24 protein-coding genes are annotated in these 26,053 nt (G+C 67.6%); 2 read left to right on the top strand and 22 right to left on the bottom strand.

Translation table 11 applies throughout. The features are described from left to right. Positions 1-31: 31 nt before the first annotated feature. The 10 genes from coaBC to pyrR all read right to left on the bottom strand — a co-directional run bounded on the left by coaBC (position 32) and on the right by pyrR (position 10,796). On the bottom strand, positions 32-1,234 hold the full coding sequence (coaBC, locus tag YM304_RS10250) for a bifunctional phosphopantothenoylcysteine decarboxylase/phosphopantothenate--cysteine ligase CoaBC (RefSeq protein WP_015441612.1): 1,203 nt from the start codon (positions 1,232-1,234) through the stop codon (positions 32-34). Between the two features lie 40 nt (positions 1,235-1,274). Then, positions 1,275-1,607 carry a DNA-directed RNA polymerase subunit omega gene (gene rpoZ / locus YM304_RS10245; RefSeq protein ID WP_015441611.1) on the bottom strand — a complete coding sequence of 111 codons (333 nt, stop codon included), beginning with the start codon at positions 1,605-1,607 and terminating at the stop codon, positions 1,275-1,277. Positions 1,608-1,679: 72 nt separating this feature from the next. Continuing rightward, a complete protein-coding gene (locus tag YM304_RS10240; RefSeq protein ID WP_197536953.1) occupies positions 1,680-2,204 on the bottom strand; it encodes a guanylate kinase in 525 nt (174 codons plus the stop codon). Between the two features lie 44 nt (positions 2,205-2,248). Continuing rightward, positions 2,249-2,557, bottom strand: a complete 309-nt coding sequence (gene mihF, locus YM304_RS10235) for an integration host factor, actinobacterial type (RefSeq protein WP_015441609.1) — start codon at positions 2,555-2,557, stop codon at positions 2,249-2,251. 4 nt (positions 2,558-2,561) lie between these two features. Further along, positions 2,562-3,473, bottom strand: a complete 912-nt coding sequence (locus tag YM304_RS10230; RefSeq protein ID WP_015441608.1) for a dihydroorotate dehydrogenase — start codon at positions 3,471-3,473, stop codon at positions 2,562-2,564. 25 nt (positions 3,474-3,498) lie between these two features. Beyond that, positions 3,499-6,831: a carbamoyl-phosphate synthase large subunit gene (gene carB / locus YM304_RS10225; RefSeq protein WP_015441607.1), complete on the bottom strand. Its 3,333-nt coding sequence runs from the start codon at positions 6,829-6,831 to the stop codon at positions 3,499-3,501. Position 6,832: 1 nt separating this feature from the next. Continuing rightward, on the bottom strand, positions 6,833-7,960 hold the full coding sequence (gene carA / locus YM304_RS10220) for a glutamine-hydrolyzing carbamoyl-phosphate synthase small subunit (RefSeq protein ID WP_015441606.1): 1,128 nt from the start codon (positions 7,958-7,960) through the stop codon (positions 6,833-6,835). Between the two features lie 76 nt (positions 7,961-8,036). Further along, positions 8,037-9,332 carry a dihydroorotase gene (locus YM304_RS10215; RefSeq protein WP_015441605.1) on the bottom strand — a complete coding sequence of 432 codons (1,296 nt, stop codon included), beginning with the start codon at positions 9,330-9,332 and terminating at the stop codon, positions 8,037-8,039. After that, the gene (locus YM304_RS10210) at positions 9,329-10,291 is read right to left on the bottom strand and encodes an aspartate carbamoyltransferase catalytic subunit (RefSeq protein ID WP_015441604.1); all 963 of its coding nucleotides are present in this window, start codon (positions 10,289-10,291) and stop codon (positions 9,329-9,331) included. Before YM304_RS10210 ends, YM304_RS10215 begins: the two co-directional genes overlap by 4 nt. A 49-nt stretch (positions 10,292-10,340) precedes the next feature. Next, the gene (gene pyrR, locus YM304_RS10205) at positions 10,341-10,796 is read right to left on the bottom strand and encodes a bifunctional pyr operon transcriptional regulator/uracil phosphoribosyltransferase PyrR (protein ID WP_231897642.1); all 456 of its coding nucleotides are present in this window, start codon (positions 10,794-10,796) and stop codon (positions 10,341-10,343) included. A 183-nt stretch (positions 10,797-10,979) separates the two neighbouring features. Between pyrR and YM304_RS10200 the strand changes: the two genes are divergently transcribed. Continuing rightward, on the top strand, positions 10,980-12,692 hold the full coding sequence (locus YM304_RS10200) for an N-acyl-D-amino-acid deacylase family protein (protein WP_015441602.1): 1,713 nt from the start codon (positions 10,980-10,982) through the stop codon (positions 12,690-12,692). Positions 12,693-12,729: 37 nt separating this feature from the next. Here YM304_RS10200 and YM304_RS10195 read toward each other — a convergent pair whose 3' ends face one another. From YM304_RS10195 to YM304_RS10160, 8 genes are all read right to left on the bottom strand, one after another. Continuing rightward, entirely contained in the window at positions 12,730-14,433 is a 1,704-nt protein-coding gene (locus tag YM304_RS10195) for a DUF2079 domain-containing protein (protein WP_015441601.1), read from the bottom strand. Between the two features lie 101 nt (positions 14,434-14,534). Continuing rightward, the gene (gene nusB / locus YM304_RS10190) at positions 14,535-14,942 is read right to left on the bottom strand and encodes a transcription antitermination factor NusB (RefSeq protein ID WP_015441600.1); all 408 of its coding nucleotides are present in this window, start codon (positions 14,940-14,942) and stop codon (positions 14,535-14,537) included. A 54-nt stretch (positions 14,943-14,996) separates the two neighbouring features. Continuing rightward, positions 14,997-15,560, bottom strand: a complete 564-nt coding sequence (efp, locus tag YM304_RS10185; RefSeq protein WP_015441599.1) for an elongation factor P — start codon at positions 15,558-15,560, stop codon at positions 14,997-14,999. Between the two features lie 19 nt (positions 15,561-15,579). Continuing rightward, entirely contained in the window at positions 15,580-16,686 is a 1,107-nt protein-coding gene (locus YM304_RS10180) for a M24 family metallopeptidase (RefSeq protein ID WP_015441598.1), read from the bottom strand. Next, entirely contained in the window at positions 16,683-17,711 is a 1,029-nt protein-coding gene (locus tag YM304_RS10175) for a 3-dehydroquinate synthase family protein (RefSeq protein WP_041299508.1), read from the bottom strand. The genes YM304_RS10180 and YM304_RS10175 overlap by 4 nt, the downstream gene beginning before the upstream one ends. After that, complete coding sequence (locus YM304_RS10170; protein WP_015441596.1) at positions 17,708-18,238, bottom strand: shikimate kinase; 531 nt, start codon at positions 18,236-18,238, stop codon at positions 17,708-17,710. The genes YM304_RS10175 and YM304_RS10170 overlap by 4 nt, the downstream gene beginning before the upstream one ends. A 10-nt stretch (positions 18,239-18,248) precedes the next feature. Beyond that, a complete protein-coding gene (gene aroC, locus YM304_RS10165; protein ID WP_015441595.1) occupies positions 18,249-19,412 on the bottom strand; it encodes a chorismate synthase in 1,164 nt (387 codons plus the stop codon). Positions 19,413-19,489: 77 nt separating this feature from the next. Further along, positions 19,490-20,434, bottom strand: coding sequence for a LysR substrate-binding domain-containing protein (locus tag YM304_RS10160; RefSeq protein ID WP_015441594.1), 945 nt, complete (start codon positions 20,432-20,434; stop codon positions 19,490-19,492). 141 nt (positions 20,435-20,575) lie between these two features. Between YM304_RS10160 and YM304_RS24715 the strand changes: the two genes are divergently transcribed. After that, entirely contained in the window at positions 20,576-20,731 is a 156-nt protein-coding gene (locus tag YM304_RS24715) for a hypothetical protein (RefSeq protein WP_154723398.1), read from the top strand. 34 nt (positions 20,732-20,765) lie between these two features. On the opposite strand, the gene aroE is transcribed toward YM304_RS24715, so the two are convergent. The 4 genes from aroE to alaS are packed head-to-tail and all read right to left on the bottom strand — an operon-like array spanning position 20,766 to position 26,031. Next, the gene (gene aroE, locus YM304_RS10155; RefSeq protein WP_015441593.1) at positions 20,766-21,623 is read right to left on the bottom strand and encodes a shikimate dehydrogenase; all 858 of its coding nucleotides are present in this window, start codon (positions 21,621-21,623) and stop codon (positions 20,766-20,768) included. Continuing rightward, the gene (mltG, locus tag YM304_RS22385) at positions 21,620-22,873 is read right to left on the bottom strand and encodes an endolytic transglycosylase MltG (protein WP_015441592.1); all 1,254 of its coding nucleotides are present in this window, start codon (positions 22,871-22,873) and stop codon (positions 21,620-21,622) included. Before mltG ends, aroE begins: the two co-directional genes overlap by 4 nt. Next, the gene (ruvX, locus tag YM304_RS10145; protein ID WP_015441591.1) at positions 22,870-23,355 is read right to left on the bottom strand and encodes a Holliday junction resolvase RuvX; all 486 of its coding nucleotides are present in this window, start codon (positions 23,353-23,355) and stop codon (positions 22,870-22,872) included. Before ruvX ends, mltG begins: the two co-directional genes overlap by 4 nt. Before the next feature lie 3 nt (positions 23,356-23,358). Continuing rightward, positions 23,359-26,031 carry an alanine--tRNA ligase gene (gene alaS / locus YM304_RS10140; RefSeq protein ID WP_197536952.1) on the bottom strand — a complete coding sequence of 891 codons (2,673 nt, stop codon included), beginning with the start codon at positions 26,029-26,031 and terminating at the stop codon, positions 23,359-23,361. Between the last annotated feature and the right edge of the window lie 22 nt (positions 26,032-26,053).

Genomic DNA, 26,053 nt, shown 5'->3' with positions numbered 1-26,053 from the left:
TGTCTACTGTGATCTGGTCATCGTCGACGGATCAGCGCGTGCGTCTGATGTCGACGATCGTGTCGATGACGGCCCGGGCAACATCTCGCTTGGCAGCAAGGTCGATCTCGACAGGCTTCGCGTCGGGCCTGAGCAGCGTAACCGCATTGGTGTCGTGAGCGAACCCGACTTCGGGAGCGCCGACGTCGTTGGCGACGATGAGATCGAGACGCTTCTTCTCGAGCTTGGACGTCGCGTTCGCGATGAGATCGTCGGTTTCTGCGGCGAATCCGACGAGCACCTGACCGGCCCGTTTGTTCTCTCCGAGTCCGGCGAGAATGTCAGGAGTCGGCTCGAGCACGATCTCGGGAACGCCATCGCGCTTCTTGATCTTGCCGGTCGCCGCTGACGCCGGACGGAAGTCGGCGACCGCTGCCGCCATGACCACGACGTCGTGGTCGTCTGCCGCAGCGTTCATCGCCGCATGCATCTCGGCGGCGGTCTCGACGGGCACGACCACCGCCCCGGGCGGCGTCGGGAGTGAGACGGTCGACACGATCGTGACCGATGCGCCGCGAGCGAGCGCTTCGGCGGCCACGGCGTACCCCTGCTTGCCCGAGGAACGGTTGGCGATGACTCTGACGGAGTCGATCGGCTCGCGAGTGCCACCGGCCGACACCACGAGGCGGACGCCGTCGAGGTCGTTCGGGCCGAGCACTCGCTCGACTTCGGCGACGATGCGCTCCGGCTCGGCGAGGCGGCCGGCGCCGACGTCGCCACCGGCGAGACGCCCTGAATCGGGTTCGACGATGTGCACGCCGCGTTCACGCAGCACGGCGACGTTGTCGACGACGCTCGGGTGCTCCCACATCTCGGTGTGCATCGCCGGGCACACCACGACGGGGGCGCGAGTGGCGATGAGCGTGTTGAGCAGCAGATCGTGGCTGTAGCCGATGCGGTAGGCCGCCAGCAGTTTGGCGGTGGCCGGGGCCACGAGGATCAAGTCGGCACCCTGCCCCGCCTTGGTGTGCGGGATCGGGGTTTCGGGATCGTGCCAGAGTTCGGTCTTGACGGGCTCCGACGCCAGCGCGCTGAGCGTGGTCGTGCCGACGAAGTGCTGCGCCGCCTCGGTCATGATCGGCACCACGTGGGCACCGGCGTCGACCAGGCGTCGGGCGATCTCAATCGCCTTGTACGCGGCGATACCGCCGGTCACACCGAGCACGATGCGCTTGCCGGCGAGTGATCCGGTCACGTCGCTCACTCGATTCGCCCCGCTGCTCGCGGCAGCCGACTCAGGCGTCGGACTCGGCGGCGTCGGCGGCAGCCTGTGCCTCGGCTTCGGGATCTTCCTCGATCTCGGGCAGCTCGGGCTCTTCGGGTGCTTCGGTCCAGACGATCTTGTCGTCGGCCAGTTCCTGGAAGGCGATCGAGAGCGGCTTGCGAGCCGTCGACGACACCTGCGGCGGAATCATGTGGCCGAGGCCGTCACCGAGCTGGTTGAAGTAAGAGTTGATGTTGCGCGCACGACGGGCAGCAAGCGTCACCAGCGTGAACTTGTTGAGGTTCTCCTTCTCGAGGAGCGTCTCGATCGAAGGGGTGATCAAGGTGTCGTTGTCAAGCGCCATAGTGGTCCGAGCCTACCGGAATTCACGGGCAACCCGTGGGTTGCCGTCGGGCGGCGAGTCGACGACGGCAGCTCAGGCCGAACGAGCCGCGTCGATGATCTCGAGCATCTGGTTGATGGTGGCTTCGAGGTCGTCGTTGACGACGGCGTGATCCGCGAGCTGGCGACCGATGGGCTCTTCCTCTTCGGCCTTCTTGAGCCGGGCGAGGACCTTGTGGTCGAGGTCGCCGCGGCCGCGGAGACGTCGCTCCTGTTCCTCTCGCGAGGGAGGCAACACGAAGATCAGCAGCGCGTCGGGGTGGATCCGCTTCACCTGTTGAGCGCCGTCGACCTCGATCTCGAGGACGAGATCACGGTCGTCGCCGGGCTCCGGAATCGGCGAGCCGTAGTAGTTGCCGAGGAACTCGGTCCACTCGAGGAACCCCCCGGCCTCGATGCGTTGCTCGAACTCTTCGGATGTGACGAACACGTACGCGTCGTCGGATTCGGATGGTCGCTGCTCGCGTGTGGTCCACGAGCGGCTGAGGAACAGCCGATCGTCCCGCTCGACGAGCGCGTCGACGATGGTCCCCTTACCGACCCCTCCCGGGCCGGACACGACGACGATCACAGGGCGTCTCGACGCCTCAGGCCGCGTTCGTTTCAATGGAGTTCGTCGAGCAGAGCTTTGCGCTGCTGATTCCCGAGTCCCTGAACACGACGGTTGTCGGCGATGCCGATCTCTTCCATGAGCCGGCGGGCCTTGACTTTGCCGACGCCCGGAAGCGATTCGAGCATCGACACGACCTTCAATTTGCCGACGTTTCCGTCGTCGGAGTCGAGCGCTTCCTTGAGCGACATCGACCCCATCTTGAGGCGTGCCTTGATCTCGGCGCGAGCGGCCCGCGCTTCAGCCGCTTTGACGAGTGCAGCTGCCCGCTGCTCCGGAGTCAACGGTGGTGGTGTTGCCATGAACTCACGGTAGCGCGCTGACATCGACCGTGCGTGCAACTCCGCGGTCGGACGCCCACGCAACCAACTCGTCGTGGACGCGGCGAGGCGCGCGCGGATCGGCGAAGGTGGCCGTTCCGACCTGCACCGCGGTCGCTCCGGCGATCATCATCTCGGCCGCGTCCCAGCCCGACGCGATGCCGCCGACGCCGATGATCGGCAACTCCGGCAGCGCTGCGTGGACGTCGTACACGGCGCGTACGGCCACCGGATGCATGGCCCGACCGGAGTAGCCCCCGCCGCCGGCGCCGAGGGTGGGTTGCAACGTGACGGGGTCGTAGGCCAGTCCCAGCAAGGTGTTGACGCACGTGACCGCCTCGGCACCCGCGTCGGCGACGCTGGCTGCGACGTCGATGATCCGATCGGTGTTGGCGCTGAGCTTCGCCCAGCGCGGCCGACCGCACACCTCGGTCGCAGCGACCACCGCGGCGGAGAGGTCGGCATCGTGGGCGAAGATCGAACCGCGCCCTTCGAGGTTCGGACACGACAGGTTCACCTCGACCGCGACCACACCGTCGGGCGCTGCCGACAACTGCTCGGCTGCCTGTCGATAGTCGTCGAGCGAACGCCCCCAGATGCTCGCCACGACGGTGGCACCGGTGTCGAGCAGTGCCGGCAACACGTTCGCGAGCCAGTACTCGACACCCGGACCCTGGAGCCCGACGGCGTTCATCATCCCGTCGCGAGTCGGGTGCACCCGGGGAGCCGGGTTGCCGGCCCACTCGAACGGTGCGAGTGACTTGGTGACGATCGCACCGATCGACGCGAGGTCGAAGTACGGCGCCAGCTCGGTGCCGTAGCCCGCGGTGCCCGACGCCGCCATCACCGGCGACGACAGCGTGATCGAGCCGACGGTCGTGGTGGTGTCGACGCTCATGACCCGGCGACTCGTGCGGTCACGTTCACCGCTCCTGGCCGGTCGCGGTGCCCGCAGCGTGATACTCCTGCAGGCTGCGCACGCCGAGGGCTTCACCATGTCGTTCGGCTAGGCCCTGCGCGGCAGCGAGCGCTGCGTCGACCGTGGTGACGCAGCTCACTCGATGGAGGCTCGCCGCCTTGCGGATCGTCGCCCCGTCGGTGCGACCGATGCGGCCACGCGGGGTGTTGACCACGAAGCTGACCTTGCCGTCGGCGATGAGGTCGGGAGCGGTGGGCAGGTCGGGGTCGTCGTCGCTGCGCTGACCGTCGTTGTGCACCTTGGCCACGATCTGATCGACCTCGTGGCCGAAGCGAGCGAGGTAGTCGGCGGTGCCGCGCGTCGCCGCGATGCCCAGCCCGAGCTCTCGCAGACACTGGGCCACGATGAGACCCGCCGGCTTGTCTTGATCGGCGAGCGACAAGAACACCATGCCGTCGTCGGCGTTGGTCGGCAGCACGGTGCCCGCCGCGAGCTCGGCCTTGTAGAAGGCCCGACCGAACGTCGAGTCGATGCCCATGACCTCGCCGGTCGAACGCATCTCGGGTCCGAGCGCCGGGTCGACCTCGGGGAACCGGTTGAACGGCATGACGGCCTCCTTGACCGCCACGTGCCCACCGATCGCCGGCTGCAGGAGCCCCTCGTCGCGTAGTTCGGCGAGCGAGGCGCCGAGCATCACACGCGTGGCCACCTTGGCGAGCGGCACGCCGGTCGCCTTGGCGACGAACGGCACGGTACGGCTCGCCCGTGGGTTGGCTTCGATCACGTAGACCGTGGTGCCGGCGACGGCGAACTGCACGTTGATCAGCCCGCGGACGTCGAGTCGCTTGGCGATCGCCTTCGTGTACGCCTTGATCACCTCGACGACCCACCCCGGCAGCGTCTGCGGCGGGATCGCGCACGCCGAGTCACCGGAGTGGACGCCGGCCTCTTCGACGTGCTCGAGCACGCCGCCGATCATGACCTCGCCGGTGTGGTCGCGGACGGCGTCGACGTCGACCTCGGTCGCGTCGGCGAGGAAGCGGTCGATCAGCACCGGCCGCTCGGCCGACAGGCCGCCTTCCTTGCCGAGCGAGCCGAACCCGGCGAGTTCTTCCATCGCCGAGGCGAGGTGCTCGGCGTCGTGGACGATCTGCATCGCTCGCCCACCGAGCACGTAGCTCGGGCGCACCAACACCGGGAAGCCGATCTTCGAGGTGATCTCGAGCGCTTCGTCGAGGTCGACGGCGGTGCCGCCGGGAGGTTGCGGGATCTGCAACTCGTCGCACATGACGTTCCAGCGCTCGCGGTCCTCGGCGGCGTCGATCGAGTCGGGAGACGTACCGGCGACGAGTTCGATCGGGATCTCCCCCGCCAGCTTCAGCGGCGTCTGGCCGCCCAGCGACACGACGATCTTGCTCGGCTGCTCGGCGTCGATGACGTTGAGCACGTCTTCCTTGGTGAGCGGCTCGAAGTAGAGCCGGTCGGACGTGTCGTAGTCGGTCGAAACCGTCTCGGGGTTGCAGTTGACCATGATCGTCTCGTACCCCGCGTCGCGGAGCGCGAACGAGGCGTGGACGCAGCAGTAGTCGAACTCGATGCCCTGCCCGATCCGGTTCGGCCCCGACCCGAGGATCATGACCTTCTCGCGATCGGACGGACGTACTTCGCTCTCGTCTTCGTACGTCGAGTAGTGATACGGCGTCTCGGCATCGAACTCGGCGGCGCACGTGTCGACCGTCTTGTAAGTCGGCACGACGCCCGCCTCGATGCGCGCGGCACGCACGTCGGCCTCGTGACGGCCCCACAGGTAGCCGAGCTGCGCGTCGGAGAAGCCGATCTGCTTGGCCCGCTTCCACGACCGCTTGGTCATGGCGTCGATGCCGCGCTCGGCGAGGGCTGCACGCTCCTCGGTGATGATCGACATCTGATCGAGGAACCACACGTCGATGCGGGTGGCCTCGTGGATCTCGTCGACGGTCATGCCGCGGTGCAGCAGTTCGCCGACCTGGAGGATGCGGTCGGGCGTGGCGATGCACGCCTGAGCCAGCAGTTCGGCGTCGGGGATCGAGGCGTACTGCTCTTCGCCGGGGTCACAGTTGAGTCCGAGTCGCCCCTGTTCGAGCGAGCGGAGCGCTTTCTGCAGGCTCTCGGGGAAGGTGCGGCCGATCGCCATGACCTCGCCCACCGATTGCATCTGCGTGCCGAGCACACCGCTGGCACCGGGAAGCTTCTCGAACGCCCAACGCGGGATCTTGGTGACGACGTAGTCGATGACCGGTTCGAACGCCGCCGGGGTGGCCGACGTGGCCGTCGACGTGATGTCGTTGTCGATCTCGTCGAGCGTGTAGCCGATGGCGAGCTTGGCGGCGATCTTGGCGATCGGGAAGCCGGTGGCCTTCGAGGCGAGCGCCGACGAACGCGACACGCGCGGGTTCATCTCGATGACGACCTGACGGCCGTCGGAGGGGTCGACGGCGAACTGCACGTTGGAACCGCCGGTCTCGACGCCGACTCGGCGGATGCAGGCGATCGCCGCGTCACGCATCTGCTGGTACTCGACGTCGGTGAGCGTCTGGATGGGAGCGACGGTGATCGAGTCGCCGGTGTGCACACCCATCGGATCGACGTTCTCGATACCGCAGATGATGACGCAGTTGTCGTTCTTGTCGCGGATGACCTCGAGCTCGTACTCCTTCCAGCCGACGATCGACTCCTCGATGAGGATCTCGTTGATCGGGCTCGCTGCGATGCCGTTGGCGGCGACGACCTCGAACTCCTCCAGCGTGGTGGCGATACCGGTGCCGCGTCCACCGAGGATGTAGGCCGGACGGATGATGATCGGCAAGCCGATCTCCTCGAGGGCCTCGCGGGCCTCTTCCATGGTGTGGGCGGTGCGCGAGCGGCACGATTCGAGGCCGATCTCGGTCATCGCGACCTTGAAGTTCTCGCGGTCCTCGGCCGTGGCGATGGCCTCGGCGTTGGCGCCGATCATCTCGGGCTTGCCGGGCACGCCGATGAGGTTGCGTTCGAACAACTCCATCGCGATGTTGAGTCCGGTCTGGCCGCCGAGGGTCGGCAGCACGGCATCGGGCTGTTCCTTCTCGATGATCGAGTTGACCACTTCCCAGGTGAGGGGCTCGACGTAGGTGGCGTCGGCGAAGTCTGGGTCGGTCATGATCGTGGCCGGGTTCGAGTTGGCGAGGATGACGCGGTATCCCTCCTCCTTGAGCACGCGGCAGGCCTGCGTACCCGAGTAGTCGAACTCACACGCCTGGCCGATGACGATGGGGCCCGAACCGATGATGAGGATCGACTGGATGTCGGTGCGCTTCGGCATGTCAGGCACCGGCCTTTCCGGTCGACGCCGACGCATCCATCAGGTCGGCGAACTGGTCGAACAGGTAGTTGGCGTCGTGAGGTCCGGGGTTGGCCTCGGGGTGGTGCTGCACGCTGAACGCTCGCTCGCTCTCGACACGGATGCCTTCGCACACGTCGTCGTTGAGGTTGATGTGGGTCATCTCCGCGTTCGACGGGAGCGTGCTCGCGTCGACGGCGAAGTTGTGGTTCTGGCTCGTGATCTCGATCCGCTGGTCGAGCAGGTTCTTCACCGGGTGGTTGCCGCCGTGGTGGCCGAACGGCAGCTTCACGGTGTCGGCACCGATGGCCCGGCTGAGCAACTGGTGTCCGAGGCAGATGCCGAAGATCGGCAACTCGCCGAGCAGGCCCTGAATGGTGTCGACGGCGTACGGCGACATCGCCGGGTCACCCGGCCCGTTGGAGAGGAACACGCCGCTCGGGTCCATCGCCAGGATGTCGCCGGCGCTCGTGGTGGCGGGGACGACTTCGACACGACCGAAGCGAGCCAGGTTGTTGGCGATGTTGCGCTTCATGCCGAAGTCGATGGCCACGATCGTGCGTCGGCTGGCGGGATCGGTGGCCTGGACGGTGTAGCCGACCGGCGTGGTGACCGTCTTGACCAGGTCGACGCCATCGGTGCCGGGTTCGGCCTGTGCGGCCGCGAGCAGTTCGCTCTCGGACGCGGAGCCGAACGCACCGGGGACGGCGCCGTGGTCACGGATCAGCCGGGTGAGCCGACGGGTGTCGATGCCGGCGATGCCGGGCACGCCCTGCTGGAACAGCATCGAGCCGAGGTCGGACTGCGCTCGGAAGTTGCTGTGCCGACGAGCGAGATCGCGGACGATCACCCCACGACAGAACGTGCCGACCGACTCGAAGTCGGTGGCGTTGATTCCGTAGTTGCCGATGTGCGGGTACGTGAAGGTGATGATCTGGCCGGCGTAGCTCGGGTCGGAGATGACCTCCTGATAGCCGCTCAGCACGGTGTTGAACACCACCTCGCCGGTCGAGACGGGGACGTGCGCTCCGATGAGCTCGCCTTCGAAGACCGAACCGTCGGCCAGGACGAGCGCTCCTTCCGTGACCGCGTTGCCCGTCTTCCCCGTCATGACGACGCCTTTCGAGTGGACTGCATGTTCATGCATCGTAGCGAATGTTCATTCATTGTGGTGCGTCGGTTCCGTCTCATCGTGTGGGAGTTCCGTTCTCGACCGTCAACGTGCCGTCGAGGATCGTGTGTGTCGTGCGCCCGCGGAGCGGGACGCCGACGAAGGGGGTGTTGCGTGACTTGCTGGCCAACTCGGCGGGGACGACCTCCCAGCTCACGTCGGCATCGAAGAGTGTGAGGTTGGCTGGCTCGCCGACGGCCACGGGGCGGCCGTGCACGTCGTCGATGCCGGCGATGGCCGCCGGCTTCCACGAAAGCGCCGCGACGATGTCGACGAGCGGCATGTCGAGGTGCGCAATGCACACGCCGAGCGCCGTTTCGAGACCGAGCATGCCGGGCGGTGCCTGATCGAGCGGCTGCTCCTTGCTCTCGGGCACATGCGGGGCATGGTCGGTGGCGACCGCGTCGATGGTGCCGTCGCGCAGCCCCTCGCGCACGGCGGTCACGTCGTCCATCGTGCGCAGCGGCGGGTTCACCTTGTAGATCGCGCTGTACGAACGGAGCAGTTCGTCGGTCAGGCTGATGTGGTGCGGTGTGGCCTCGGCGGTCACCGGCAGCCCGTCGGCCTTGGCGGCCCGCACCAACTCGACGCTCTTCATCGTCGACAGGTGGAGGAAGTGCGCCGGTGCGCCGGTCAGACGAACGAGTTCGATGTCGCGGTGGACCATCAATTCCTCGGCGAGCGACGGCCAGCCGGGGAGGCCGAGATGGCTGCAGCAGTCGCCTTCGTGCATCACCGCTCCCCCGGTCAGTTGCTCGACTTCGCAGTGCTGCGCCATCGTGACGCCGAGCCCCTTGGCGTACTCGAACGCTCGCCGCATGAGCAGCGCGTCCTGCACGCCGTTGCCGTCGTCGGTGAACAGCTTCACGCCGGCTTCGGAGAGTTCGCCGAACGGGGTCAGCTGCGTGCCCTGCCGACCGACGGTGATGGATCCCGACGGGTACACATCGCACAGACCGGCGAGCTGGCCCTGTCGGCGAACGAAGTCGACGACGCTCACCGAGTCCTGCGTCGGGTCGGTGTTGGGCATCGCCACCACGGCGGTGTACCCGCCCTTGGCGGCCGCACGGGAACCCGTCTCGATCGTCTCGGCCTCCTCCTTTCCCGGCTCACGGAGGTGGGTGTGGAGGTCGACGAAGCCTGGTGTGAGCGTGAGCCCTGCGGCATCGATGTGGTGTTCGCCGTCGGCGGCGGTCAGGCCGGTGGCGACGTCGGTGATCGTGCCGTCGGCGATGCGCACGTCGGCGAGTCGTTCACCGGTGGCATCGATGACGTTCGCACCGGTGATGAGGAGGGACGTGGAGTCGGTCATGCGAAGTCCGGTCGTTCGAGGTCGGAGGTGGGGTCGGCGTCGGCCGACAGCAGGTCGAAGAGCACGGCCATGCGGACGGCGATGCCGTTCGTGACCTGCTGGGTGATGACGGCGCCCGGTAGTTCGGCGGGATCGACGGCGATCTCGACGCCGCGGTTGATCGGCCCCGGGTGCATGATCAGCGTGTGTGGCGCCAGGCGGGCGGCCCGGGCTGGGGTGAGCCCGAAGCGGCTCGTGTACTCGCGCAGGTTCGGCACGAGTGCTTCGGTCATCCGCTCGTTCTGCATGCGCAGCATGTAGAGCACGTCGACGCCGCTGCCGTCGGGACCGATCACGTCGTCGAGCGATTCGGTGTGGTGTTCGTGGAACACCGGAGGAAGGAGCGTGCGGGGTGCGACCCACGTGACGTCGGCGCCCATCGCGTGGAACGCCGCCGAGGTCGAGCGGGCGACTCGACTGTGCTTGATGTCGCCGACGATCGCCACGCGCAGGCCGTCGAAGCCGCCGGTGCGTCCGAGTGCGGTTCGCACCGTGTACATGTCGAGCAGCGCCTGCGTCGGGTGGGCGTGCCAGCCGTCGCCGGCGTTGACGACCGACGCCGACGTCCAGTTGTCGACCAGCCACGGGGCGCCGGTGGAGCCGTGGCGGATGACGAACGCGTCGACGCCCATCGCGGCGATCGTCTCGATCGTGTCTTTCAGGCTCTCGCCTTTGCTCAAGCTCGACTGTGACACGGCGAAGGTCATCGTGTCGGCGGAGAGCCGCTTGGCCGCCGTCTCGAAGCTGAGCCGGGTGCGGGTCGAGTCCTCGAAGAACACGCTGCACACCGTCTTGCCGCGCAACGCGGGCACCTTCGGGTTGGGGCGTCGGTTGACCTCGGCCATGGTGTCGGCCAGTTCGAGGATGCGGTGTACACCGTCGGCCCCGAGTTCCTCGATCGACAACAGCGAGCGACTCATCGCGCCACTCCCCCGCCAATCGGTGTCTGACACGGAATGACGGGGGCGATCACGAGATGACCACCCCGTCGGCGGTGACCGCGACGTTCTCGTCGCTGCTGGTGGGCAGGTTCTTGCCGACGTAGTCGGGTCGGATCGGCAGTTCGCGGTGACCGCGGTCGACGACCACAGCGAGCTGGACCGCTCGAGGTCGGCCGTAGTCGGCGAGCGCGTCGAGCGCCGCTCGGACGGTGCGCCCGGTGAAGAGCACGTCGTCGACGAGGACGATGGTGATGCCGTCGATGTCGAAGTCAATGTCGCTCACCGCGGCGGGTGACACGGGCCGGAGGCCGATGTCGTCGCGGTAGAGCGATGCGTCGATCGAGCCGACGGGAACCGCCGAGTCGGGGTCGATACGGGCGATCTCGCCGCCCAGTGCGTCGGCGACCCAGACGCCACCGGTCTGGATGCCGATCAGGGCCACGCCATCGAGGCCCTGGTTTCGTTCGATGATCTCGTGTGCCATCCGAGTCGTCGCTCGGCGCACATCGTCAGAGCCCAAGACCGACTTGGGCTCCCGTGGTTCACGGGATTCGTTCATTTTTCCTTTCCGTATGAGCCTCTCGGGACTCACTTGACGGGCAGAACGGCAAGGTAGCACGGGCTACGGTGAACGACATCCTTCTCGACGGACTGGACGGAGAAATTCATGCATGAACTGGTGATTCGCGGAGCCTCGCTGGTCGACGGATCCGGAGCCGAGCAACGACTCGCCGATGTCGCCGTCGACGCCGGCACGATCGCTGCGGTCGATGCGCCGGGCAGATCAGGTCGAGCGAAGCGAACGATCGACGCCGACGGGCTCCTCCTCACCCCCGGCTGGGTCGACGTGCACACGCACTACGACGCACAGGCATCGTGGGACCCGTACCTCACGCCGTCGTCGTGGCACGGCGTCACGTCGGTGGTGATGGGGAACTGCGGCGTCGGGTTCGCTCCCGCCGCTCCCGACCGCCACGAGTGGCTGATCGAGCTCATGGAGGGCGTGGAAGACATCCCCGGCTCGGCGATGACCGAAGGCATGCAGTGGAGCTGGGAGAGCTTCGAGGAGTTCCTCGACTCGCTCGACGCTCGCAACTACGCGATCGACCTCGGCGCCCAGATCGCCCACGGCCCGGTGCGCGGGTACGTCATGGGCGACCGCGGTGCCGACAACGAGGCCGCGACCCCCGACGACATCGCCGCGATGGCGGCCATCGTCGAATCCGGGTTGCGAGCGGGAGCGCTCGGCTTCTCGACGTCGCGCACCCCCTTGCACAAGTCGCTGTCGGGTGAGCTCGTTCCGGGCACGCACGCCGCCGCCGACGAACTGCTCGGCATCGCCGATGCGCTCGCTCGCGCCGGGCACGGCGTGTTCCAGTTCGCCCCCGAGCACGTCGACGTGCCCACCGCCGAGTGGCCGTGGATGCGAGCGATCGCCGAGCGGACCGGCCGTACCGTGAGCGTCAATCTCAACCAGCCCAACAGCGCCCCCGATCTCTGGCGTGACGTGCTGCGTCTGCTCGACGAGGCCCGAGCCGACGGTGTGCCGATCGTTGCCCAGGTGGCCGGCCGAGTCGTCGGCCTCCTCATGTGCCTCGAAGGCAGTTTCAATCCCCTCGACTTCCACCCGGCCTACGCCTCGATTCGCGACCTGCCGCTCGACGAGCGTGTGGCCGCGCTGTCGGGCAGCGAACTGCGGGCGGCGCTGCGCGTCGAGCCCGACGACGGCGGACTGTTCCGCAAGGTCGTCCTCGACGCGATCGGCAGCTGGTGGGCGGTCGACGACGGCGACATCGACTACGAACCCGAAGCGTCCGATTCGATCGAGGCGGTCGCGGCTCGCACCGGCACGCACCCGATCGACCTCATCGTCGACCAGCTCTGCGCTCACGGCGGCCACGGGATGATCCTCACCCCGTTCTTCAACTACGCCTACGGCGACCTCTCGTTCCAGTACGAAGCGCACCAGCACCCGTCGACCCGGATGGGTCTCGCCGACGCCGGCGCGCACTGTCGGGTCATCTGCGACGGCGGAACACCCACGTTCATGCTCACGCACTGGACCCGCGACCGCCGCCGCGGTCCCACGCTGCCGCTCGAACTGGTCGTGCATCGCCAGACCCGTCAGACCGCCGAGCTCTACGGCCTCGGCGATCGCGGCCTGGTCGCTCCGGGGATGCGAGCCGACCTCAACCTGATCGACTACGACCGGCTCACGTTCGGCCCACCGCGCATGGCCTACGACCTGCCCGGTGGCGCCCGGCGACTGGTGCAGAAGGCCGACGGCTACGTGGCAACGTTCGTCAACGGCGTGCAGACCGTCGACCACGACGAGTTCACCGGCGAACTCCCTGGCCGCCTCATCCGCGGCCCCCGTTGACCGGCACGTCGACGACCTCGCTCCGGGAGCGACGCCGTCAACTCCCGCGTTCGGGCGGGAGCGGGATGTCGAAATCGCGCTCGTAGAGGATCCAGTGGTCGTTGGCGTCGACGAGGTCGAACGCCTCCTGGATCAGCAGCCAGTCGTCGTGGGGATACGCGTCGGTGGTCACCGGGAGCAGCACGTACTCGACCCGCTCGGCCCGGTCGGGAATCCGTGGCCCGTCGACGTTGCCGTTCGGGCCGTAGAGCACCGATCGGAACGGCGTGGGGAACTGGTAGATCTCGGTCCGGTGCGCCGTGTGGGGCGTGATGCGATAGTGCGCCGACAACACGGCGTCGCCGGGCACCAGTTCGATCAGGTCGCGAGCGGCGTTCGCCCAGTCGTTGTCGGGCTGTCCGTAGAACAGCTCGGTCCGCCCCCACGGCACGGGTGACCAGAGGTACGAGCCGACCAGCGACGACGCTGCGAGCACGGCGATGGCGATGGCTCGCACCGGCACCGTGACCGACCGAGGCGCCGCGACGGCAACCGGGCCAGCGCCCTCGGCATCTCCGGCTTCGGCACCAACGCCAACGCTGCGGTCGGTCGCTGAGCCGTCGGGGTGTTCGACCGGGTCTTCGAGCAGCACCTCGCGCCGCTCGCGCATCGCGCCGATCGCGTGGATCGTCCCGAGACTCAACGCGGGCACGGCAACGAGCGCGTAGTGGTACTCGATCTGGTACTGGTACCAGAACGTGCTGAGGATGTTGGTGAACAGGACGAGACCGCTGATCGCTGCCACGGTCGGCAGGCGGAGGAACAGCCAGGCGAACGGCGCGGTCATCTGCCAGAGGTACCACGGTCGTCCGTCGCTGCGCAGATGGTCGACCAGGTCGGTCGGGTTGGTGACCGCGGTGTCGACGATGCGCAGACCCGCTCGCAGCGTGCCGTCGCCCTCACGGCTGAACGGCAACCGCCAGGTGTTGCGGGTCGGCACGCCGATCAGACCACGCATCACCACGAACATCGCCACGGCCATGAACGCCACGCTGCCCAGCACGGTGGCCAGCCCGATCTTCCAGCTTCGCTTGACGCCGACCCAGACCCCGAGCGGCACGAGCACCAGCGAGGCGTCCTCCTTCACCGACAGCGCGAGGACGACGAACACCAGGTACATCCGCCACTTGTGTTCGAGCGCGGCGTAGATCGCGAACCCGACGAACACGCCGAGGAAGGCGTCGGGATGGAAGTTCTCGAGATTCGTCCAGCCGATGGCCGGGTGCACGAGATACCCGGCGGCGGCCAACAGCGCCAGCCATTCGCTGCCGAGGCGCCGACGGCCGTACAGGAACACCGGAATCGCACCGGCCCCGATGGCCGCCGACTGTGCGAAGAACAGCACGCCGGCCGCCGGCCAGATCCAGTAGAAGGGCACGAGCAGGAGCAGCACGAACGACGTGTGGTCGCCGAACAGGTTGCGCCCCATGAGCGTGACGAACGGTGCCTCGCCGCGCGACAGCAACCACACGCCCTGGTCGTAGAGCGCCGAGTCGTAGCTCGCCGTGCCGAGCGCGTGGTGGATGTCGAGCGAGCGCTGCGTGAAGTACCACACGTACAACACGACGATCGACGCCAGCACCGCCTGCGCCGCGGTGACGCCGAACACCCATGCCTCGACGCGTTGGCGAAGCGTCGGCGACACGGCGGGTTCGACGTCGTCGCCGTGCGCGGGCGCGTCGGTGTCGAGCAGGTCGGTCACGGCCGACAGTCTGACAAGATTTGCCGCCCGGTTGGCGTCATGGTTGGCGTCATGGATGGCGCGACCGCCGGAGTGACCGTCGGCCGCCCCGACGTCACCGCTCAGGAACGCAGGTCGCTGACCAGCGCGGCGAGCACACCGTTGACGAAACGGCCGCTGTCGTCGGTCGAGAACTGCTTCGCCAACTCGACGGCCTCGTCGAGCACCACGGCGGTGGGCACGTCGACGCGCTCGGCCAGTTCGAATGCGCCGATACGCAACACGTTGAGGTCGATCACCGGCATCCGGGCGAGCGTCCAACCAGTGGCGCGCCGGTCGATGGCGGCATCGAGACGTTCGCCGTGCTCGGCCACGCCGCGCACGATCAGTTGCGTGAGTTCGTCGGGTTCGATCACCTGGAGTTCGATCGCTTCGATCGGGGTGATGCCCTTCGACTGCGCTTCGTACAGGAGGTAGAGCGCACGCTCTCGCGCGTCGGAGCGCTCGTCGGGGCGCGGGATGGAAGCCATGTCGTGTCTACCGGTGCAGTCTGTGGGTCGGGATGGGTCGGTGAGCGGCCGCGATCAGACGCGGGTCATGTACTCGCCGGTTCGCGTGTCGACACGAACCTTGTCACCGATTTCGATGAAGAGCGGCACCTTGATCTCTTTGCCGGTCACCAGCGTGGCCGGCTTGGTGCCGCCACTCGAACGATCGCCCTGCAGACCGGGCTCGGTGGCGCCGATCTCGAGTTCGACCGACGCAGCGATCTCGACGCCGATGATCTCGCCCTGGTAGAACGCGATCTGCGCCATCATCTGCTCACTCAGGTAGTCGACGACGTCGGCCAACGCGACCGGCGGGACCGACACCTGGTCGTACGTGGTGGTGTTCATGAAGATGTAGTCGGTGCCGTCGTTGTACAGGTACTGCATGTCTTGGCGGTCGACGATCGCCTGCTCGACCTTGATGCCGGCGTTGAACGTCTTGTCGATCACGGCGCCGGTCCGCACGTTGCGGATCTTGCTGCGCACGAACGCCCCGCCCTTGCCGGGCTTGACGTGCTGGAACTCGACGACCTGATAGAGCGTGTTGTCGAGTTCGAGCGTGATGCCGTTCTTCAAGTCGTTGACGGAGATCTGGGGCATGGCGACTTCTTTCGAGAGTTCAGTTCAGCGGCCGCTGGGGTGAGTTCGTGAGAACCTGATGGCCAGTCTCGGTGACAACGACCAGATCTTCGATCCGGAATCCACCGAAGCCGTCACGATAGAGGCCAGGCTCCACGGTCACCACCATTCCGGCCGAGACCGTGTCGTCGCTCGTCTGCGAATGGAACGGCGATTCGTGGATCTCGAGGCCGACGCCGTGGCCGGTTCCGTGCAGGTACCAGTCGAGTCGACCGGCCTCGTCGAACACCTGGCGGCACGCATCGTCGATGGAGCGGGCGGTCACGCCATGACGCGTCGCGTCGAGGCCCGCCCGCTGCGCCACGGCGACGAGTTCGAGGAGTTCGCGCTGTTCGGCGGTGGCGTCGCCGATCACCCACGAGCGGGTCATGTCGGAGTGGTAGCCGTCGACGAGGGCGCCGACGTCGATGATCACCGTGTCGCCCTCGACGATCGTGCGGCGACTGGCCTCGTGATGTGGTCGCGCCGCGTGCGATGGTCCGCTCGCCACGATGGTGTCGTACGACCGGTCGTCGGCGCCGTGACGACGCATGCGGTACTCGAGTTCGCTTCGGATCTCGGCTTCGGTCACGGGCGAGTCGGCGGTGCCGAGCAACAACGGTTCGACCTCGGCGAGCGCGGCGTCGGTGGCTGCAGCCGCCGCTTCGATACGCGCGATCTCGGCATCGTCCTTGATCTGGCGCAGGAGCTGGACGCACGACGGGCGGGCGGCGACTGCGATCTCGGCGGCCAATGCGGTCCATGCCGCGTGCGAGGTGCGACCGGCGTCGAGCCCGACCCGATCGGCGCCTCGCAGCACCTCGCACAGTTGCTGATGCAGGTCGGCCGCTCGTTGTCGCGCCACGATCGTGGCGCCGGCATCGCTCGTCTCCGCGGCGGCCCGCTCCCGATAGCGCAGATCGGTGCCGAGGACGAGTTCGTCGCCACGCACCACCGCCCACCCGTTGGAGCCGGTGAACCCGGTGAGCCAACGGACGTCGGTGAGGTCGTCGAACAGCCACGCGTCGCAGCCGTGCTCATCGGATGCGAGCGCATCGACCACCGCCTGCCGACGTCGAGCGAAGTCGATCGGCGGCAGCGCGTTCACGACGCCAGGAACCGTTCGAGTGCGGCGCGGACCGGCGCCTCGTCGACCCCGGTGACGACCTCGACCCCATCGGGCCCGTCGAGCGCGAAGGTGAGGCCGGTGAGCGCCTTCTTGTCTCGATGCATCAGCGCCACGAGATCGTCGACGGCCAGCCCGTCGGGTGGTCGAGTCGACAGGTCGTACTCCCCCGCCACGACGGCCCGGTGTTCGGCGACCCGCGCCTCGTCGATGCGTCCGAGTTCGAGCCCGAGTTCGGCGGCGTAGATCAGACCGATGGCCACGGCTTCACCATGCGCGAGGCGATGATCGGTGGCGATCTCGAGTGCGTGCGCGAGCGTGTGCCCGTAGTTGAGCAACGCTCGGCGACCGCCCTCGCGTTCGTCGGACGCGACGACCTCGGCCTTGATCTCGATGCATCGAGCGATGCGTTCTTCGAGCTCCATCGCGAGCAGGTCGTCGCCGGTGAGGAAGTGATACTTCGCCATCTCGCCGAGCCCGCAGCGCATCTCTCGCGGCGGCAGGGTCGCGAGCGCATCGAGATCGCAGATCACACCGGACGGCTGCCAGAACGCTCCGACGAGGTTCTTGCCTTCCGGGAGGTTGACGCCGGTCTTCCCGCCGATCGCGGCATCGACCATGCCCAGCAGCGAGGTGGACACGTGCACGACCGGGATCCCTCGATGCCACGACGCCGCAGCGAAACCGGCCACGTCGGTGACCATGCCCCCGCCGGCACCGATGACCACGTCGTTGCGGTTGAGGCCCATGCGTGCGAACGAGCGCATCAACTGCTCGATCGTGGCGAGGGTCTTCGCGCCCTCCCCGACGCCGATCTCGAACACCTCGACCGCGCAGTCGGGGACGTAGGCGGCGAGCTCGTTGAACTGTGCGGGGATGCCGGGTTGGGTGACGACGGCGATGCGCTCGGCCGACGACGGGATCACGTCGGCCAGCTCGGCGAGTGCGCCGCTGCCGACGATCACGTCGTACGAGTGGCCCTGGATCGGCACGCTGACGTGCCTCATGCGCAGCACCTCAGCACGGCGCCGGCGACGTCGTTGACCGTCCGGTTGTCGACCGACACGATCGCATCGGCGACCTCCTTGTACAGCGACTCACGGGTCTCGAACATCGCACGCAACGTGCCCTCGGGGTCGTCGTCGAGCAGCGGCCGGTGCATGCCGTTCTTGACGCGATCGAGCAGCAACTCGACGTCGGCGAGGAGCCACACGACGTGCGCCCCGCTGGCGGCGAGCACGGCCCGGTTGGCCTCGCTCAGCACCACGCCGCCGGCCGCAGCGATGACCGACGGCTCGTCGGCCGCCACGGCTTCGGCGAGCACCGTGGTCTCGATCTCGCGGAATGCCGGTTCGCCTTCGGCGTTCCAGATCTCACGGACGGTCTGCCCGGTGCGTTCCTCGATCATCTCGTCGGAGTCGAGCAGCCTGCGGCCGAGGCGCTGCGCGAGGACACGACCGACCGACGACTTGCCGGCGCCCATCATCCCGACGAGGACGATGTGCTGCTTGGAACAGTCCCAGGTGGAGCCCATGCCGACCGCGTTACAGCGTCGCCGCGAACGCTTCGGCGTTGCGCACGAATTCGTCGACCGAGTCGCCGCCGAACTTGCGTTGCGCTTCACCGGCGAGCACGAGCGCCACCATGGTCTCGGCGACCACGCCCATCGCCGGCACGGCGGTGACGTCGGTGCGCTCCTTGAACGACACGCCCGCTTCCTTGGTGGCCGTGTCGACCGTGGCGAGTGTCGGCTTGTTGAGCGTGGCGAGGGGCTTCATTGCCGCCCGCACGACGAGGAGTTCACCCGTCGACATGCCGCCTTCGGTGCCACCTGCGAGCGTGCTCTCGCGGCGGTACTTCTGTGCATCGGAGTCCCACGAGATGGGGTCGTGCGCCTGGCTCCCACGACGACCGGCGACGTCGAAACCGTCGCCGATCTCGACGCCCTTGACCGCCTGGATGCTCATGACGGCCTGCGCGAGCATGCCGTCGAGTTTGCGGTCCCAGTGCACGTGGCTGCCGAGTCCGACCGGCAGCCCGAAGCCGAGCACTTCGACGACGCCGCCGAGCGAGTCGCCCTCTTTGGCGCACGCCTTGATCTCGGCGATCATGTCGTCGGTGGCTTCGAGGTCGAAGCAGCGCACCTGGCTCTCGTCGACCCGGTCGATCTGTTCGGGCGTGGGGCGTGGCGCCCCGTCGGGGACCCGCACACTGCCCATCTGGATGACGTGCGAGAGGATCTCGACGCCGAGCGGCCGGAGCAGCGCCTTGGCGACCGTACCCGCGGCGACGCGAGCGGCTGTTTCGCGAGCGCTCGCTCGTTCGAGCACGTCACGGGCGTCGGTGAACCCGTACTTCTGCATGCCGGCGAGGTCGGCGTGACCGGGCCGCACCTGGGTGAGCGGCGCCTTCGTCTCGCCCGGGGCCGGATCCATCTCCTCGTGCCACTTGTCGCTGCGGAACCACTCGGTGTTCTTGATCTCGATGGCGAGCGGCGAGCCGAGGGTGCGACCGTGCCGCACTCCACCGATCAGCGTGAGCTCGTCGACTTCGAACCGCTGGCGCGGCCCACGGCCGAAACCGAGTCGGCGGCGACCCATCTCGGCCTGGATCTGCTCGACGGTGATCTCGAGACCGGCCGGAAGGCCTTCGATCACGACCACCAAGCCCTGACCGTGTGACTCCCCCGCTGTGAGATACCTGAGCATCAGCGCAGCCTACCGCCGGACCAAATCTGGCGACCGGCTTCGTTGCCCGGCAGCTCGCCGGTCGGATCGACGCGCCGTCAGTTCGACGGCAGCAGGTCGGAGGTGCTCGCTTCGTCGTCGGCGAGCACCTGCTTCAGCAGCGCGACGAACTCGGCGGCGTGCGGGTTCTGCGCCGTCCGCTTCGGGAAGTACGCGTTGATGCGCCCGGCGTGCGGAATGGTGATGTCGGGAACGCGAACCAGCGTCCCCGCGTCGAGTCGTGACCGCACCGAGCGTTCCCAGCCCAGCGCGATGCCACCGTCGCGTTCGGCCACGTCAAGACACACCTGATACGAGGTGAAGACCACCGACTTCACCCGACCCACCTCGCCGACGAGGCTGGTGGCCAACACGTCCTGCCACGTGGTCCAACCCGGATCGACGTAGTCGACGTGCAACAGCGGCAAGACGGCGAGGTCGTCGGGCGTGATCGGCGACGGGAGCCGTGCCGCGAACGTGGGCGAGCACACGGGGAACACCGCCTCCTCGGCGATGAACTCGACCGTGAACTGCGGCGACTCGTTGGGGCCGTAGCCCAGTGCGAGATCGAAGTCCTCGTCGGTCGACGCCACGAGGTCGTCGGACGCGAGCACGCGGATGTTGACGTCGGGATGGGTGCGCTGGAACTCCCCCAGCACCGGAGCGACCGTGGCCGTGGCCAACGACAGGCTCGTGAGGAGCGTGATCGAGTCGTTGCCCAGCGCCCGTCGGCGAATCAGGTCGGCGGTGGCCGAGAGTTCGCTGAGCGACAACCGCACCGACGCCGCCAGCAACTCCCCGTCGGCGGTCGGGCTCACGTCGTAGCGCTGCCGCTTGAACAGCTCGACGCCCAGGTTCTGCTCGAGCTCGCGCACCCGCCGGCTGACCGTGGCCTGCGACTGGTGCAGCTCGCGCGCCGCCCGGGTGAAGCTGCCGAGCCGATACGCGGCCTCGAACGGCACGAGCGTGGCCAGCGGCGGCAACAGTTGCTCGAACTCAGCCATCCGGATTCCGAATGTCTGATGTCAGAGAATGCGTACCTCGCTGCACGTCGTCCACTCTACGCTTCTCGGCAGACAAGCAACTCGGCAAGCAACTCGCACACAACTCGCGAGCAACTGACGATCACCGACACGAATGGGAGCATGACAATGGGAATCACCTCACCGGCCAAAGAACGCAACCGGTCCGCACGTCGTGTCGGACACCTCTGGTCGCGACATCGCCAGGGCTACTCGAACACGCCGAGCCAGCAGGCGATCGAGTGCAACAGCCGCGACGCCTACTTCTGGCGCCGCTGACCGCACAGCGCTGACGGGCGGCTGACGCTCGGCCTCACCGAGACGCGAGCGAGCGTTCGGCCGCAGCGCGCATCGCCACCGTGTCGATCACGGCGCCGGCGCCGAGCCAGATGCGCTGTTGCAGCGCGGCCTGGTGCACCAGCATCCCCAACCCGTCGACGGTGCGCGCACCACGATCGGCCGCACGCGCCATCCATGCGGTTTCGAGTGGGTGATACACGAGATCGGCGACGACCTGCCCGTCGTGGAGCAGCGTCGGGTCGCACGGCAGGTCGCCATCGGTGGCAGCGCTGGGTTCGACGCCCATCCCGACGCTCGTCGCGTTGACGACGATGTCGGCTCGCGTGATGTCGCTCACGATGCCCACCGATGCTGCCGACGCGAGCGCCGCCGCGGCTTCGGCCCGATCGGCCGAACGGTTGAGCACCGTGATGTCGGGCGAGCCCGCTCGGGCCAGCGCGTCGATCACCGAACGTGCCGCACCGCCGGCACCGATGATCGCGACGCGTGCACCGTCGACGGCCACGCCGGCGTCGGCCAACGAGGCGACGAAACCGGCACCGTCGGTACTGGAACCGACGAGCCGGCCGTCGTCCCAGCTCACGGTGTTGACCGATCCGAGCGCCTGCGCGGCCGGGTCGAGTCGGTCGACGAGGCGAGCGATCGCCTCCTTGTGCGGCATCGTGACCGACAACCCGGCGATACCCAGCAGTCGCATCGCCGCGATCGCCTCATCGGCACGACCCTCGGCGACGTCGAACGCCACGTACGACCAGTCGACCCCAGCGGCCTCGAACGCGGCGCGATGGATGGCGGGCGACAGGCTGTGGGCCACCGGCGAGCCGATGACCGCCGCGAGCTTGCCGGCCTCGGGCCGAACGTCGGAGCTCACTCGAGCAGACCGTCGGCAGCAGCCTGCGCGACGTTGGCGTTGTGCTGCTCACCCGTGACGGCGAACGCATGGTTGCCGTCTTCGTCGGCGAGCACGTAGTAGAAGTAGAAGCAGTTGTCGGCCCGCTGGTCTTCGGGCAGCACTTCACAGATCGGGTCACCCGGCGGCGGGTTCGGGGCCGGGTTGAGCGCGGCCCGGATCGAGGCACGACCCGGGCTGGCGATCGGAGTGGCCGGCAAGCCGGGGAGCAGGTAGGTGTTCCACGGCGACTCGATCTGGCGCAGCTCCCGGAACGGCATGTCGGTGTCGAGACCGAGTTGCGTCCGGCCGTACAGCACCGCCGCATCGATCGCGAGCGGGAACGGGTTGTCGGGGTTGTTCGCGGTGACGGCCAGACGGTTGTGGATGACCCTCGAGATCTTGGGGCGGTCGCCCTCGGTCTTGGCTTCCTTCTCGATCATCGACGCGATGATCAGGATCTCGTACGGGGTCCGGCCGAGCGCCGCGCCCTTGGAGACGATCTCCTCCTGGTTGCCGACGCGCTCCATCAGGCCGATCATCCGCTCGATGACCTGCGCTTCCGACTCGGCGTTCGACACCTGATACGTGTCGGGGAACAGCAAGCCTTCGAGCGAGGTGTTGCCCGGCGGACTCCAGATCGACGTGAGCGTCGGGTCGCTCGCAGCCTCCATGAAGTCGTCGGCGGTGAGTCGCTCGACGGACGATTCGAGACGCAGGGCGATGCGATCGACCGTGAAGCCTTCGGGGAAGGTCACCCGGGAGTAGGTCTGACCCGGTGGCGTGCTGAACACACCCATCACGTTGCCCATGTGGTCGTTGGGTCGGATCTGGTAGTAGCCGGGCGTCAGCTCGATGCCGCCGTTGCGGTCGACGTACCACTCGAACACACCGGCGTCCGACACCAGGCCCTCGTCTTCGAGACGCTGCGCGATCGATTCGAGATCGTCGGTCTCGTTGACGGTGAAGCTGATCTGCTCACCGGGAGCGCCTTCGGGGTTGATCTTCTGGACGTACCACCAACCCACCGCGCCGGCGATCAGGATGGCCACGATCGTGAGACACATCATCGTGTACACGATCCACTTGACCGACCGGGTCTGACGGCGGAGGCGTTCGACCGTGCCGGTGCGATCGGCGTCGTCCCACGGATCGGTGGGCCAGTCGAGCGCCGGGCGCGCGTCGGGGTCGACCTCGGCCTCGGGCAACAGCGGATCGAGCTTGGTGGTCACAGCGGTACCACCCGTTGCGATGCGTCGCCGGGCCACGTGTTGCGCCGATGCTCGAGCCACGCCTGCAACATCACCGCAGCCGCCACCTTGTCGACCACCTTGCGGCGCTGCTTCGCGTCGAGTCCGGCTTCCATCATCCCGCGTTCGGCGGTGACGGTGGTGAAGCGTTCGTCATACATCTCGACCGGCACCCCGACGACGCTAGCCAACTGGCGTGCCTCCTTGGTGGCAGCCTTCGCCGCGTGGCTGTGCGACCCGTCGAGCGACAGCGGAAGTCCCACGACGACGACCTCGCACTCTTCGTCGCGGACGAGCTTGGCGATCTCGGCGTGATCGTGCCGACGCGATCTCGAGCGATGGACGGTGGTGAGCGCCGAGCCGATGGTGCCCGACAGGTCGGACACGGCGATGCCGATGCGTTTCGAGCCGAGGTCGACGCCGAGCGCACGCACACCGGGCACACGCGTCGGGTCAGCCCCCATGGCTCACTCTCCGAGGAACGCCGGGATGGCCGCAGCGGCCAGACCGAGCGCTTCGGTGATGCCGTCGGGATTCTTGCCGCCGGCCGTGGCGATGTCGCCCTTGCCGCCGCCACCGCCGCCGACCGCCTTCGCGGCGTCTTTGAGCAGGGCCGAGGCCGGCTTGTCGCTGTTCGGCGGCACCGCGGCGACCAGCGTCACGCCACCGGTCGAGGTCTCGCCGATGAGGACCACCAGGTCGACGTTGGGCTGTTGCCGCACGGCGATCGCGAGCTCACGGAGGTCACCGGGTGCGAGTCCGTCGACGCGCGTCACCACGACGCCGTCGTTGGCGATCGCAGCGATCTCGGTGGCCCGGCCCATCGCGATCTGGCTGCGCAACGACTTGATCTCGTCGTTGAGCGACTTGATCTCGTCGAGCTTGCGCTGCACGCCGCCCAACACGTCGTCGGCACCGGTGCCGACGAGGCCGGCGACGTCGGCGATGAGCGCCTCGTCGTGCTGCAGCAGTGCCACGCTCGCCTCGCCCGTGACCGCTTCGATACGGCGCAGGTTCGAGCCGATCGACGACTCGCTGACGACCTTCACCGTGCCGATGTCGCCCGTCGCCTTGACGTGCGTACCGCCACACAACTCGACGGTCGAGCCCGCTTCGAGCACGCGCACGATGTCGCCGTACTTGTCGCCGAAGAACGCGATGGCGCCCAGCGCCTCGGCTTCGTCCTTCGTGGTCTCGAACGCCCGCGTCGGCTCGTTGGTGAGCGTCTCGGTGTTCGCGATCTTCTCGATCTCGGCGATCTGTTCGGGGGTGACCGCGTCGTAGTGCGAGAAGTCGAACCGCAGCCGGTCGGGCCCGACGTGCGAGCCGGCCTGCTTGACGTGGTCGCCGAGCACCACACGCAACGCATGGTGCAACAGGTGGGTGCCCGTGTGGTTGCGACGGATCTGATTGCGCCGGTCGATGTCGATCGTGGCCGTCGCCGTCTGCCCGGCAGTGACCGTGCCCTCGACCACGCGAGCGGTGTGACGACGCAACTGCGGGAGCGCGAACGTCGTGTCGAGCACCTCGGCCCGCCCGGTCTCGGTCACGATGGTGCCGGTGTCGCCCACTTGACCACCCGACTCGGCATAGAACGGCGTGCGATCGAGGAAGATCTCGACCGTCGCCGACCCGTCGTCGGCATCGGGGCCGTCGATCACCGCGAGCACGCGGCTCTCGGACTCGTCGTCGGTGTAGCCGACGAAATCGGTCACGCCGAACTGCTCGACGATCTCGCGGTAGCCACCGAGGGTGGCATCGTCGACCGCGCCCTTCGCCGAAGCCTTCGCCCGTTCACGCTGCGCCGTCATCTCCGAACGGAAACCCTCGAGGTCGACCTCGACCGAGCGCTCGCTTGCGATCTCCTGCGTGAGCTCCAGCGGGAAGCCGTAGGTGTCGTGCAGCAAGAACGCCGTCGACCCCGACAGCTCCTTCTTGTCACCGCCGTCGCCGTCGGAGAGCTCCCCGTCGAGGATCGACAAGCCGTTCTTCAACGTGTGACGGAACCGCTCCTCCTCGTTCGCGATCACGTTGACGATGAAGTCCTGGTTCTTGCGAAGATCGGGGTAGGCGTTGGCCATCACACCGATCGCCGTCTCGGTCAACGTCGGCATCACCAGCTTGTCGGTGCCGAGCAGATACGCGAACCGCACCGCCCGACGGATGATGCGACGAAGCACGTAGCCACGCGCCTCGTTCGACGGGAACACCCCGTCGTTCACCAACATCGCCCCCGAACGGGCGTGCTCGGCCAGCACACGCAAGCCGAAGCTGTCACGGTCGTCGTAGTCGCCGACGAGATACCGCTTGCCCGTGAGCGACTGAGCGACGTCGATCATCGGCTGCATCAAGTCGGTCTCCCAAACCGAATCGACACCCTGCTTCAACGTCAGAATGCGTTCGAGGCCCGCACCCGTGTCGATCGACGGTGTCGGCAGCGGAGTCCGCGTCCCGTCACTCGCCTGGTTGAACTGCATGAAGACCAGGTTCCAGATCTCCATGAACCGATCGCCGGCCGGATCGTTGAGCGGCCCACCATCGGGACCGAACGCCGCACCGCGGTCGATGTGGATCTCGCTACACGGACCACACGGCCCCGTGTCGCCCATCTGCCAGTAGTTGTCCTTGTCGCCCAAGCGCTGGATGCGCTCCATCGGCACACCGACCTGCTCGTGCCAGATCTGCTCGGCCTCGTCATCGGTCTCGTGCACCGTGACCCACAACTGATCGCCGTCGAAACCCCAGCCGCCCTGGCTCGGATCGGAGGTCATCAACTCCCACGACCACGGGATCGCGTCGGTCTTGAAGTAGTCACCAAAGCTGAAGTTGCCGAGCATCTCGAAGAACACCAGATGCCGCTTCGTACGCCCCACATCGTCGAGGTCGTTGTGCTTGCCACCCGCACGCGCACACTTCTGCGAGCTCACCGCACGGTCGTACGGGGCCTGCTCGTCACCCACGAAATACGACTTGAACGGCACCATGCCCGCCACGTTGAACATCACCGTCGGGTCGTGCGGAATGAGGCTCGCCGACGGCACCACCGTGTGGCCGCGCTCGGCGAAGAAACCGGTGAACGAATCACGGAGTTGATCCGCGGTCATCGACCCGGAGGTGCTGGCATTCGTCCCACTCGTCATACGGCTTGGGAGCCTACCGACG

The organism is Ilumatobacter coccineus YM16-304 (assembly GCF_000348785.1).
Classification (GTDB): Bacteria; Actinomycetota; Acidimicrobiia; order Acidimicrobiales; family Ilumatobacteraceae; genus Ilumatobacter_A; species Ilumatobacter_A coccineus.
This window is presented reverse-complemented; position numbering and strand designations above follow the sequence as displayed.